Here is a 12,662-nt window from a genome sequence, read left to right on the forward strand (position 1 = left end):
GGTGATCTCAACCAGCATGGGCCGGCGTCCATTGAGTTCTACACCAAGGTCAAGACCGTTACGTCGCGCTGGCCGTCCGGCATCAAGGATGGCGCCGAATTCGTCATCCCGACAATGAAGTAGCTCGTCGATGCAATTCTTCGGTCTGGACGACGACGAACGGGTCATCACCGAGACGGCGGCCGCGTTCGCCGACAAGCGTTTCGGCCCGTACGCCTTGGAATGGGATGCCACCGAGCACTTCCCGGTGGACGTGCTGCAGGAGGCGGCGCAGCTGGGGATGGCGGCGATCTACTGCCGCGACGACGTGGGCGGCAGCGCGCTGCGCCGCTTGGACGGGGTGCGGATCTTCGAGCAGCTGGCGATGGCCTGTCCGACGATCGCCGCGTTTTTGTCCATCCACAACATGTGCGCCTGGATGATCGACGCGTTCGGCACCGCCGAACAGCGCAAGGCCTGGGTGCCGCGGTTGGCCTCGATGGACGTCATTGCCAGTTATTGCCTGACCGAGCCGGGCGCCGGCTCGGATGCGAGCGCGTTGAGCACTCGGGCGGTCAAGCAGGGTGACGACTATGTTCTTGACGGCGTCAAGCAGTTCATCTCCGGGGCAGGCGCCTCCGACGTCTATGTCGTGATGGCGCGCACCGGCGGCGAGGGCCCGCGTGGGATATCGGCGTTTATCGTCGAAAAAGGCACTCCCGGACTAAGTTTCGGCGCCCACGAAGAGAAGATGGGCTGGAACGCGCAGCCGACGGCACAGGTGGTGTTCGAGGATGTGCGGGTGCCCGCCGACGCGATGCTGGGCGGCGCGGACGGTGAAGGCACCGGCTTCGGCATCGCGATGAGCGGGCTGAACGGCGGCCGGATCAATATCGCGGCGTGCTCGCTGGGTGGGGCACAGGCCGCGTTCGACAAGTCGGCCTCCTACCTTTCCCACCGGCAGGCGTTCGGGGCCGCATTGCTCGACGAGCCCACCATCCGGTTCACCTTGGCCGATATGGCCACCGCGCTGGAATCCTCGCGAATGTTGTTGTGGCGGGCGGCGAGTGCACTCGACGGCGATGCCGACGACAAAGTCGCGCTGTGCGCGATGGCCAAACGCTACGTCACCGACGCGTGTTACGACGTCGCGGACAAAGCCCTGCAGTTACACGGTGGTTATGGCTATCTGCGCGAGTACGGTTTGGAGAAGATCGTGCGCGATCTACGAGTGCACCGCATCCTGGAGGGGACCAACGAAATCATGCGGGTGGTCATCGGCCGCGCCGAGGCCGCCCGGGCGCGCGCCGGAGCCTAGGAGGACCCAGAAGTTGTCGACGATCGCGTTCCTGGGGCTGGGCCACATGGGCGGGCCGATGTCCGCCAACCTGGTTGCCGCCGGGCACACCGTGCGGGGTTTCGACCCGGTAGCCGACACGGCCGCGGCCGCCTCTGACAACGGCGTCGCGGTCTGCGACAGCGCGCCCGTCGCGGTGATCGACGCCGAGGTCGTTTTCACGATGCTGCCCCACGCCGAAGCGGTCAAACGCTGCTACACCGACATCCTGCCCGCCGCACGACAAGGCACGCTCTTCATCGACAGCTCGACTATTTCCGTCGATGACGCCCGCGAGGTACACGCGTTGGCTCGCGCGCACGGCTTCGACCAGCTTGACGCGCCGGTCTCCGGCGGGGTCGCCGGCGCGGCCGGCGGCACTTTGGCCTTCATGGTCGGCGGGGACGAGGATATGTTGCAGCGGGCGTGGCCGGTGCTGGAACCCATGGCGGGCAAGATCATTCACTGCGGCGCCGCCGGCGCCGGCCAGGCCGCCAAGGTGTGCAACAACATGGTGCTGGCGGTGCAGCAGATCGCGATCGGCGAGGCGTTCGTGCTGGCCGAGAAGCTCGGTTTGCCGGCGCAGTCGTTGTTCGACGTGATCACCGGTGCGACCGGCAATTGCTGGGCCGTGCACACCAACTGCCCGGTGCCCGGACCGGTGCCGACATCGCCGGCCAACCACGACTTCAAGCCGGGTTTCGCGACCGCGCTGATGAACAAGGACCTGGGCCTGGCCATGGCTGCGGTGGCGTCCACCGGTTCGGCCGTACCGTTGGGCGGCCACGCCGCAAAGATCTACGCTAAGTTCGCGGCCGACAACGGCGCCTTGGACTTCAGCGCAATCATCGAAATGCTGCGCGCGGAGAGCACCGGATACAGAAGTCGTGAATAACCACCCCTATGCTGTGATGCTGCTTGCGGCCGACAGCGTGAACCACACGCGCCAGTGAAAGAGGCGGTCGATGTGAAATGACGTTATTACGACCGGATTTCGACATCGACGAGCTGGGCGAATGCAAGATCGCCTCTCCTTTGCGCACAAAGCATTTCATGGATACATCGAAACGGCTCTTGTTCCGCACCGATATCGATGAGCTGCGCGCGCAGGTGCGAGCCAGTATCGATCCGCCGTCCTTCGAGCTGGCGGGTCCGCGCGAGAGGATCTACTTCAACCCCGGCGCCCTCAGGTGTGGGATTGTCACGTGCGGTGGGCTCTGCCCGGGCTTGAATGATGTCATCCGATCTATCGTTTTCTGCCTACACGAAAAGTACGGTGTTCCCACGGTCTATGGCTTCCGGTTCGGCTACGAGGGCCTAGCGGATCGAAACGGGCTGGCGCCCATCGAATTGACGACCCGCAGAGTAGGTCAAATCCACGAAGTCGGTGGTACGGTCTTGGGCTCGTCCCGCGGTCCGCAACCGGCGGATAAAATGGTTGACACGCTCGAGAAGCTGGGAATTCAGCTGCTATTCACGGTAGGCGGCGATGGAACGCTACGCGGCGCGCATTCGATAGTCGAGGAGGTACGGCGCCGGAATCTGGAGATCGCCGTGGTGGGTGTCCCGAAGACCATCGACAACGATATCTCGTTCATTGAGACCTCTTTCGGTTTCGATACCGCGGTCGAGGCGGCGCGCCATGCGACGCGCGCGGCGTATGTGGAGGCGTCGTGCCATCGGTTCGGTATCGGTCTAGTGAAGCTGATGGGTCGCGACTCTGGGTTTGTCGCCAGCTTCGCGACATTGGCGGATACTCAGGTCGGCTTATGCCTCATCCCGGAAATTGATTTCAGCATCGATGGGGTCGTCCGAGCGGCCAGACAACGCATCGAAAGAGATGGTTACGTCGTGATTGTCGTGGCCGAAGGGGCAGGTCAACGTCTGCTTGACAAAGAGGCGGAGTGGGATGCCTCAGGGAATCGTCGCCACAGTGACATTGGCACCTTTTTACGGGATCAGATCAACGAAACATTTCGGGGCCAAGGGATTTCGGTAAACCTCAAGTATATCGACCCGAGTTACATGATCCGCAGCTTGCCCGCCAATGCTCGGGACGCCAACTTCTGTCTTCGATTGGGTCATGCGGCCGTCCACGCCGGCATGGCGGGCAAGACCGACACGGTCATTGGTACCTGGCGACGCCGGTTGACTCATGTACCGATTCCGATGGCGGTCTCGTCGCGGAAGAAGGTCGACACCAATGGCTACCTGTGGCAAACAGTGCTTTCAGTGACAGGTCAGACTGACGACCTGCTATCCGAGGGCGGCGGCGAGATAGCATCGACTGCGCCTTAACGCCCGGTGCCTGCGATTACCGCCACCGCGTCAACCGTGGATTCCTCGAGCCTGGAGTGATCTCAATCAGGCATTCATCGACCCGGACAGCATTGTAGGTTAGCGCCATGGCGGCAGACATCGACGATGATGAGCTTCTCCACGGCCTCGCGGGCCAAGCGCGTCGAGAACGGGCCGAGTTGATTCAGTGGCTGCGCGCACATGACTTCGACGATCAGCAGATCCGCGCGGCGCTCATACCGATGCTGTTGCCAGCGCATCGCGTGGTAGGCGACGACGGAACCTATGTGTCGTCGCTGCAGATCAGCGAAGCCACTGGAATCGATGCGGATCTGCTGGGGAGACTCCACCAAGCCATCGACTTGCCTCGGGTGGACGATCCCGCCGCGGCGGTGCAGTTACGCGCCGATGCCGAGGCCGTGCTGCGCAGTAAGGCTCTGATCGATTTCGGATTCAACGCAGACGAAGTGGTCGCAATTCTGCGGGTGCTCGTGGAGGGTCTCGGACATGCGGCGGAGATGATGCGAAAAGCGGCGCTGAGGGTCGTGTTACGGCCTGGGGCAACTGAATTAGAGCTTGCCATCGCGATGAAGGAGCTAGCGACTGACGTCGTGCCGTTGCTTGGGCCGATGATCGAAGATCTGCTGCACCTGCAGCTGCGCCGCGCGTTTGACACCGAGGCTGTCAACTTCGCCGAACGAGCCGCGGGGAGTCTCCCGGGTGCGCGCCGGGTGATGGTGGCATTTGCCGACCTTGTCGGTTTCACCGAGCTGGGCGAGACGATGCCGCCCGAGCAGCTCGGACATATTGCGAACCGACTCGCCGAGTTGGCGCGCGACGTCGTGGTCACTCCGGTGAGATTCGTCAAGACGATAGGTGATGCGGTGATGTTCGTTTCGTCGGATGCTGAACAGCTGCTGAATGTGGCTCTTGATCTGGTTTCGGCTGCGGCCGCGCACGACCTGCCACGGCTGCGGGTGGGGATCGCGTCCGGCTGGGCGGTCAGCCACGCGGGCGACTGGTATGGCAGCCCGGTCAACATCGCGAGCAGGATCACCCATGCAGCGCGTGCCGGTGATGTCGTCGTAGCGGAATCTGTGCGCCAAGAACTCAGCGCCGCAGAGGATTTCGAATGGTCGCCCCTTGGTGGACGAACACTTCGGGGGGTCAGCCTCCCGGTTAGTCTGTTCGCCGTTCGCCGACCGACGTGAGTCCACCGCCGTGAGTGTGAAGGATCGCGTCAACCCCTGACGGGCTGACGGGGGCTGAGCGAGTCTCGCCTGCTGGTGGGCGCGAGACCGGGCCGGATCGTGGACTGGCCCGCTTCTTTCGCCAACATCACCCCAACGATTCGGCGCGCCCGCAAGGCGGCGGCATCCGCCTGGAACTCCACGCCGCCCCGCCATCCGTCGTAGCCCGAGTGATTGGACGCCATCTCGAGTATGGCGGAGTCGCGTTGGGCAACCTCGGCTAGGAACAACTTCAGACGGTCGGTCACCGCATTATCATCCAGTCTGTAGTTACGCGATGCCTGCATGAACACGTGAGTAGAGGTTTCCGTCTCGGGCGTGATGCCGTGGGTCCGGGTGGTGGTGTACACCTGGCCATCCGGACCTTCAATTTCCCAATACTGGCGGTGCATCGCCGGTGAGACGAAGGTGCCGCCCTCGCGACGTTTATACGTACGCCTGCGGTCGAGTCCGGTGGCGTCGGCCTCCCAGTCAACAAGCTGGGCGTCCGGCAGGAGCCTGGTGTAAGAGACCGTGGTTTCCGTGACCTCGACATCGTTGAATGCCGGCATGCTCTCGATTTCGGCGGGCACATCACGCCTATGCAGGATGGGAGCGTAGCTGAAGTCCAGGTAGTGTTCGTGGATCATCATGTAGTTGGCGTTTACCTGCCAGGCACTCGCGAATGTCGACCACGCTGGGTCATTGATCCACGTTATGTTTGGCAGTTGGCTGCCCGCGGCAGCGGCCGGTGGCCCGAGCCAGATCCAGACAAATGGTGGCTGCTCGAGGACGGGAAACACGGGCACCCTCATCCCCGTCGGGACTTGGGGTTGGGTCGGGGTATATACGCAATTGCCGTCGGTGTCGTAAGTGCATCCGTGGTAACCGCAGACCAGCCGATCTCCGTCGACCGTACTGTGCGACAGCGGGAAAGCCCGGTGCGCGCAGCGGTTTTCGAATGCGGTGACGCCGCCGCTAGCGCCGCGCCATAGCACGACATCCTTGCCGAGTAGGCGGCGCCCCAGTGGCGATTCGGTGATCTCGTCGCAGGTTGCCGCGACATACCAACACTTCTTCGGGTAGTTGGTTTTCACAAGTCCAGCACCAGCCTTTCGGTGCGAGAGCGCGATACGCAGGGCATCATGACTTCGCCGGCAGCTTTGTCGGCATCGGCGAGCACCGAGTCGCGGTGAACTGGGGTTCCCTCTAGCACCTTCGCCTCGCAGGTGCCACAGACGCCTTCATAGCAGCTGCCGAGAATCGGGATGCCTGCTTCCTCAAGGACTTCCAGGATGGACTGGTCTGAGGTTATCTCAAGGGTGACCCCCGAACGCTGGCACACCACCTCAAACTTTTCGAGGGCTTCGGCGGCCTCCTCTGCCGTAGGCGCCTTGGCCGCGAACCGCTCGATATGAAGTATCCCCGCCGGCCAGTGGGCACATTGCTGCTCGACCGCTGAAAGCAGTGCCTCGGGCCCACAGCAATACACCAACGTGTTGTCCTCGGGATCCTTGAGAAGTGACTCCAGGTCGAGAAGACCGCGTTCGTCCTGCGGCCACAACGTCACCCGCTCGGGGTAACGCTCGGCAAGATCCTCCGCGAAGGCCATTGACGCCCCGTTCCGGCCGCCATAAAGCAGTGTCCAGTCACCGCCCGCCCGCTGCACGGCCTCGAGCATCGCGAAGATTGGGGTGATGCCGATACCCCCCGCGATGAATCGATAGTGCGGCGCGTCGACCAGCGGGAAGTGGTTGCGGGGTCCGCGTACGCGCACCGTGGCCCCCTCGTTGAGGTTCTCGTGAACGTATCGCGAACCTCCGCGACTATTGGGATCCAGCAAGACCCCGACGCGCCAGACGCCCGAATCGCGCGGTTCACCGCACAACGAATATTGACGCGTCAGGCCGTCGTCGATGATCAAATCGACGTGGGCACCTGGTTCCCAGCGCGGCAGGTCTTCGTTTTCCGGATGCGCCAGGTCAAGCACCACCACGCCTTCTGCCGGTGTACTGCGCTGCCGAACGATCAGCTCGGTTGTGAATTCATGTACGTTGGCACCGGGCGTGGTGACGACGGGCGCAGACATGGCTACTTGCTCCGATCGTGGCACGAAATCAGTTCGGCGCCAGTCGAATTACAGCGGCGTGGCCGGTGGTTGACCGGCATCCGAAGGGGGCGGCAGGTAAATGGTCTTGAATACCTGGAAGGCGTGCAGGCCTTCGGGGCCGAGTTCGCGACCCATGCCGCTTTGCTTGATGCCGCCGAACGGGGCGACGGGATCGTTGACGTAGTGATTGACCCCGACGGTCCCGGAGCGAACGCGGCGAGCAACGTTGGTCGCGCGTTCGGGATCCGATGACCACACCGAGCCGCCCAGGCCGTAGACACTGTCGTTGGCGATCGCAATGGCTTCCTGTTCGTCGGAGTATGGGATCAGCGACAGCACCGGCCCGAAGATCTCCTCGCGTGAGACCGTCGCGTTGTTGTCCAAGTCGGCAAAGATGGTGGGTTCCAGGAACCAGCCTCGGTCAAATGGCCGCGAACCGCCCGTAGTCATGCGGGCGCCTTCGCTCTTGCCTTTAGCGATGTAGCCTTCGACGCGGTCGCGCTGGCGCTGCGATACCAGCGGGCCGACCTTAGTCTCGGGATCGAGTGGATCACCTATCTTCAGCGAGCGCGCCAAATCCGTGATGATGTCGACGAATTCGGTGTATCTGCTACGGGGGGCCAGCACCCGGGTGTTGAGCCAACAAATTTGACCATTGTTGAGCAGCGTGCATCCGAAGAAGGGCTCGATCAACGCGGCCAGGTCGGCGTCGTCGAGGATGATCGCCGCGGACTTGCCGCCGAGTTCGAGGGTGACCGGCCGCAGCAGCCGCCCGCACGCTTCGGCGATCCAGCGGCCGGCGCCGGTGGAGCCGGTGAACGAGACTTTGTCGACGCCCGGATGCTCGACCAGGTAGGCGCCCACCTCACGGCCGCCGGGAACAACGTTGACGACACCGTCGGGTATGCCCGCCGCGGCCGCGGCTTCGGCCATGAGGAACGCGTCGAGCACGGTTTCCTCGGCCGGTTTGAGCACGAACGTGCAGCCGGCGGCCAGCGCGGGTGCGAGTTTGAGGAACGTGATCCCCTGCGGAACATTCCACGGCACGATCGCACCGACGACGCCGACGGGCTGCTTGGAGACTAGCGATGTGCCGCCGAGCATGCCGGAACGCAATTCCTCAGCGGGTGCGCTCGTCATCAGGTCGCTGTAGTAGCGCACCAGCAGCGGGGGGAAGCCAGCCTCGAACTGCTGAGCAAGCCAGACCGGCATCCCGTTCTGCATCGACACCCGTCTTGCCGTTTCGGCTCCGCGGGCTTCGAGTTCCACCGCGAACCGTTCGAGGACGTCGGCGCGTTCCTTCGGATCCCACGTCGACCAGCCGTCGGGGGCATCGAACGCCGTCCTGGCGGCTGCGACGGCAGCGTCGATATCGGCTTCGGTGCCCCTCGGTACAGAACCTATCCGCTCTTCGGTGGCCGGGGAATGGACGCCGATGGTGTCGTGGCCGGCAGGTGCGGTCCACGTACCGCCGATGTAAAGCTGGGGGTAATCGATTGTGGTCATTGGTGTTTCCAGCCGATCAGGAGATTGTGACCTTGGCGGGCAAGTGCTTCAGCCCGCCGACGAAGTTGGTCTGTGTCACTTTGCCGGGTCCGGTCACCTCGATCGACTCCAGGCGAGGTAGCAATTCTTCGAACATCACCCTCAATTCCTGTTTGGCCAGGTGCTGGCCGACGCAGGTGTGCGCACCGAAGCCGAATGCGAGGTGTGGGTTGGGATTGCGGTCGATGTCGAACTCGTCCGGATGGTCAAATACCTCCTCGTCGCGGCAGCCCGACTGAAACAGCGGCATCACCCTGTCACCGGCTTTGATGGTCTGTCCGCGCAACGTGTAGTCCTTCAGCGCGACGCGCATGAAGTGTTTGACCGGTGCCACGTACCGCAAGCCCTCCTGGATGAGGTTGGGTACCAGGCTCGGGTCCGCTTTGACCCGCGCCAGCACGTCCGGGTGTAGGGCCAGCTGCTGCAGCGTGCCGGCCAGGGTTGCCGAGGTGGTGTCGTGACCGGCGGTGAAGATGGCGGTGTACCAGCCGTAGACGAAGGTTTTGGGCCAGTACTCACCGTCGGCCCCCTTGGCGCAGGCGACCACGGTGGCCAGGTCGTCGCGAGGATTGGCGCGCCGGTCTTCGGCCAAGACATCGAAGTAGGCGAAGTAGTCCTGGATGGTGGCGGCGAACTGTTGGGCCATCGCCTCCGGGGTCAGTGCCTCGACGTCTTCGCGCTGATGCTCAGGATCGGCGGTGCCGAAGAACTCCTGGGTGAGCGCCATCATCCGCGGCTCGTCCTCGGGCGGAACCCCCAGCAGCGTCATGATCACGTGCAGCGGGAAGCCCAGCGCCCAGTCGTCGAGGAGGTCGATCTCTCCGCTGGCCGAAAGCTTCTTGAGATGGTCGACGGACTCCTTGGCGAGCTCACGGATGTCGTCTTCCAACTTCCTGACCGAGGGGGGCTTGAAATAGCCGAAAGCCATGTTCTTGGCGTGGGTGTGCTCGGGTGGGTCAATGTAGGGGAGGGCATCGAGGATGCGCAGGCTGCCGCCGAGGAGTTGCTTGGTGAACTCGTCACCGGCGACGTTCTGCAGGATCGGGTTGTGCGAGCCCGGATTCTCGGTGCCGCCGCCGGCGGCAAAGACCTCCGACAGACTCTCGACCTCTTGGATGTCGGCATGCTTGCTGACCAGCCAGATGGGGTTGTAGCCCTCGACGACGGCTTTTGCTACCGGCATGTTCGTACGCAGCCATTTGTACGCTTCGTGGAGTGCGGTGAGATCGGCATGGCCCTCGGGGAGCACGAGCCGACGTGCGATCTCGTCGGGAAGAACGGCTTCTTCGGTGGGTTGGGTGGTCGTCATCTCGGATGTCCTCTTCCTACTGCCTTTGGTGACCAACATGGCCGCGCGGGGTGCTGGTGAGTCAAGTCTCATCGCGGGGGCTTCTGTGTGCGTCACCATGACGGGGGGTCATCACTCCCACGTTGGGGGTAATCGGGCGTCCCGGCCGCTGTTCAGAGCGACAGTTCACAAAGGTCAATCCGCCGGGCAGCCCTCGTTGATCCATTGCTCGATGTCGCTGATTTCCTCCGCCGGCACGGGATCAAGGTATGCGGGCATTTGTGGGGTTACGGCGCCCGCGGGAGGATCGTCCAGGTCGGAACCAAATGGTGCTTCGCCTTTCAACGACAACACCAGGTTTGAATTCGCGCCGTCGCCGAGGGTCACGAGTTTCCGCCCGCCGACCTTCATTTCGATGAACGTGTCTCGGGTGACGTCTCGCCAGAAAGGACCGTGCGAGGCCACATCGGCGTCCGGTCCGCCGACCGACTTATCAAGGATTGCTACTACGTCATCGAATTTCATGATGGTTGTTTCCTCCAACCTTCTGTGGTTGATCTCTCCCCTGATTGGTTAGCTGCCGCGCGCTAGGGCAATCACCTCGTCGAAGCCTTCACGCAGGCAGGTCGAGAACGCCGCGGCGTCGGCGATGGCGTTCGGGTCGAAGTTGACTGCGATGCAACAGGTTCCGTCGTAAGTCACCATCGCCACCATGGCTGGGATGCCGGGTCGGGGACCCATCGGATAGACGCGCGTCACCCGCGCACCCGCCAGATACAGCGGACGACCGATCGCCCCGAGGTTGGAGGCCTGCAGGTCGGATAGGCCGGTCATCTCGCCGGCGATTCGGGTGAGCACAATCCCCGGCAGGCGGCTCAGCACCGGCGCGATGAGGTCGAGGAATCCGAGCGCAGGCTCCATCCGCGCGTCCGCGATGAAGTCGTGGATGGCCGCGATACGCGCCTTGGGATCCGGTTCACCGACCGGTGCCACAAACCGTGCGCCGGCAAACTTGTTGGCACCCATCGGGTCGGCGTCGGTGCGAAGGCTGACCGGTATCGCCACCGGTATGGAATCGACGGTGAGAGAGAGCTTTTCGTGGTAGCGTCGCACCCCACCGAGCAGAGCGGCCAGGAACGCGTCGTTGACCGAACCTCCGGCAGCCCGTCCCGCTGCTTTCAGGTCGTCGAACGGCACGTCGAAGGTGTCCAGCCGATAACCGGATCCGCTGCCGGTCAGCGCGGGGGAGTGGGCTGCGTCCGGCGGCGTCAGCACGCGCCGTAGCGACATCGCGAATTTAACGGCGTCGGTCGTCGTTCCGATGGGGTTGCCGGCAAACCGGCCGGCGACGTGGAAAGCTTCGCGCAACACATCCGCGGGCGCACTAATGACCTTGCCGGCCAACCGGTTTACCAGCAGCCCCTCCGGTGACTCCGTCCGTCGAGGCTTGGGCATCGGCCTTTTGTCGGCGGGGCCGGGCTCCCGGCTGTGCCCGTGGGCCAGATCCAGCAGTTGCAGCAGACCGATCCCGTCACTCAGGCTGTGATGTGGTTTGAATAGGTAGGCGGTCTGACCGCCGGTGACGCCGAGCACGAGCAGGGCCTCCCACGGGGGACGCTCGGGATCGAGCGGGCGGGCGGCGAACTGGGCCGCCAGGGCGTGCAGCTCGGCCATCGACCCGTCGCCTGGCAGCCGTACCCGCTGCAGGTGATACTCCAGGTCGAAATGCGGGTCCGGAGACCATGCCGGCGCAACCAGGGACACCACCGGCTCGACGACCCGTTCCCGCAGCCGCGGGACCAGCTGGGTAAACCGAGCGTGGGCGGCCACCAGCCGATCCCAGTCGGGTTCTGCGTCGAGCAACTCGATCATTACGCCGGTCGAGCGGGTGCGGGAGTCGCCACCGGTGCGCCACATTAATGCTTCCCACGCGCTGAGGTCTTGCCCTCCGCCCCATGAGGCAAGCGCGTCGTCGTCGGTGCTAGTCATTTCGGTCGCCCACTTAGGTTGACACTGCCGCGTTGTCCACGGCACGGGTTACTTCGAGGATCAGTTTTGCGACGGTGACCGGGTCATCGGACATTGGGACGTGCCCCACGCCATGAAGGCGGATCAGCTCGGCCCCGGGTAACCGTTCGAGCATCGGTGCACCGAAACCGTCGAATGGCAACACCCGGTCCCGGTCGGCCCAGACCAGCCGGACGGGGTAGTCCCGCACGGCCGGCAGGGGTTGCACCTGGCGAACCGGGAATTCCCGAAGCAGTGGCGCGACTACCGGCGCCAAACTGCCGGCTCGGATGAAGGCCGCCAACTCTTCGGGTGGGACGCGGTTGGGGTGGGCGACCTGCCCGGCCAACAGAGACCAGCGCAGCAAGCCATTGGCGGCGATGGCGTCGGCGCGCGACGTGTAGCGACCGAGCGCGCCGAGGGAGAGCCGTACCCCGGTTGCCCGTAACTCGATGCTGCGCTGTGACCGCCAGGCCCCTGGCGGGCTGAACAACACCAGGGATCGCGCCCGGCCGCGGCGCGCGAGCTCGATTCCGATTCTCCCGCCGAGGGAGTTGCCGGCGATGTGCACTTGCTGAAGGCCCAGCCGGTCGAGCTCGTCCTCGACGGCATCAGTCAAGGCCTGAATCGACGGCGCAGTCTGCGGATCCAGTGGCGGCCCACCGCCGTGGCCAGCCAGGGTCGGCACGATGACGTCGTGATGGGGCTCGAGATACGGCAGGACCGGCGACCAGACCCGCCAGATGGCGCCGATGCCGTGCAGCAACAGCAGCGGCGTTCCGGTTCCAGCGCGGTGGCTCGGGGTCAGTTCTAGTACTGGGAGCACGGCACGCGTCCTGTTGCGCTCGCGCCGGGCGAGCGTAGCCGCCG

12 protein-coding genes and 1 pseudogene are annotated in these 12,662 nt (G+C 64.0%); 5 read left to right on the top strand and 8 right to left on the bottom strand.

Going from position 1 to position 12,662, the window contains the following annotated elements:
* The 5 genes from WAN71_RS12400 to WAN71_RS12420 form a co-directional block, all read left to right on the top strand.
* Nucleotides 1-123: hypothetical protein (locus WAN71_RS12400; protein ID WP_422225621.1), on the top strand; the 123-nt coding region annotated here is incomplete at its 5' end.
* A gap of 7 nt (nucleotides 124-130) precedes the next feature.
* Nucleotides 131-1,297 (top strand): acyl-CoA dehydrogenase family protein, encoded by a 1,167-nt coding sequence (locus WAN71_RS12405; RefSeq protein ID WP_422225611.1) that lies wholly within the window; start codon nucleotides 131-133, stop codon nucleotides 1,295-1,297.
* A 13-nt stretch (nucleotides 1,298-1,310) separates the two neighbouring features.
* Entirely contained in the window at nucleotides 1,311-2,210 is a 900-nt protein-coding gene (gene mmsB / locus WAN71_RS12410; protein WP_422225612.1) for a 3-hydroxyisobutyrate dehydrogenase, read from the top strand.
* Nucleotides 2,211-2,287: 77 nt separating this feature from the next.
* On the top strand, nucleotides 2,288-3,613 hold the full coding sequence (locus WAN71_RS12415; RefSeq protein ID WP_422225613.1) for an ATP-dependent 6-phosphofructokinase: 1,326 nt from the start codon (nucleotides 2,288-2,290) through the stop codon (nucleotides 3,611-3,613).
* Between the two features lie 107 nt (nucleotides 3,614-3,720).
* On the top strand, nucleotides 3,721-4,824 hold the full coding sequence (locus WAN71_RS12420; protein ID WP_422225614.1) for an adenylate cyclase regulatory domain-containing protein: 1,104 nt from the start codon (nucleotides 3,721-3,723) through the stop codon (nucleotides 4,822-4,824).
* Nucleotides 4,825-4,853: 29 nt separating this feature from the next.
* Here the strand turns inward: WAN71_RS12420 and WAN71_RS12425 are convergent, their stop codons facing one another.
* The 8 genes and pseudogenes from WAN71_RS12425 to WAN71_RS12460 all read right to left on the bottom strand — a co-directional run.
* Entirely contained in the window at nucleotides 4,854-5,645 is a 792-nt protein-coding gene (locus tag WAN71_RS12425; RefSeq protein WP_422225622.1) for an aromatic ring-hydroxylating dioxygenase subunit alpha, read from the bottom strand.
* 27 nt (nucleotides 5,646-5,672) lie between these two features.
* Nucleotides 5,673-5,939 (bottom strand): annotated as a pseudogene (locus WAN71_RS12430) (Rieske 2Fe-2S domain-containing protein); the annotation flags it as partial.
* Nucleotides 5,936-6,931, bottom strand: a complete 996-nt coding sequence (locus tag WAN71_RS12435) for a PDR/VanB family oxidoreductase (protein WP_422225615.1) — start codon at nucleotides 6,929-6,931, stop codon at nucleotides 5,936-5,938. The pseudogene WAN71_RS12430 and the gene WAN71_RS12435, both read right to left, overlap by 4 nt.
* Before the next feature lie 48 nt (nucleotides 6,932-6,979).
* Complete coding sequence (locus tag WAN71_RS12440; protein WP_422225616.1) at nucleotides 6,980-8,458, bottom strand: aldehyde dehydrogenase; 1,479 nt, start codon at nucleotides 8,456-8,458, stop codon at nucleotides 6,980-6,982.
* Nucleotides 8,459-8,474: 16 nt separating this feature from the next.
* Complete coding sequence (locus WAN71_RS12445) at nucleotides 8,475-9,806, bottom strand: cytochrome P450 (protein ID WP_422225617.1); 1,332 nt, start codon at nucleotides 9,804-9,806, stop codon at nucleotides 8,475-8,477.
* Nucleotides 9,807-9,980: 174 nt separating this feature from the next.
* Nucleotides 9,981-10,310, bottom strand: coding sequence for a hypothetical protein (locus WAN71_RS12450; protein ID WP_422225618.1), 330 nt, complete (start codon nucleotides 10,308-10,310; stop codon nucleotides 9,981-9,983).
* A 48-nt stretch (nucleotides 10,311-10,358) separates the two neighbouring features.
* Nucleotides 10,359-11,774: a wax ester/triacylglycerol synthase domain-containing protein gene (locus tag WAN71_RS12455; protein ID WP_422225619.1), complete on the bottom strand. Its 1,416-nt coding sequence runs from the start codon at nucleotides 11,772-11,774 to the stop codon at nucleotides 10,359-10,361.
* Between the two features lie 13 nt (nucleotides 11,775-11,787).
* A partial coding sequence (locus tag WAN71_RS12460) for an alpha/beta fold hydrolase (protein ID WP_422225620.1) occupies nucleotides 11,788-12,662 on the bottom strand: 875 nt, incomplete at its 5' end.

The sequence above is a fragment of the Mycobacterium sp. genome (assembly GCF_049280035.1).
Lineage (GTDB): Bacteria > Actinomycetota > Actinomycetes > Mycobacteriales > Mycobacteriaceae > Mycobacterium.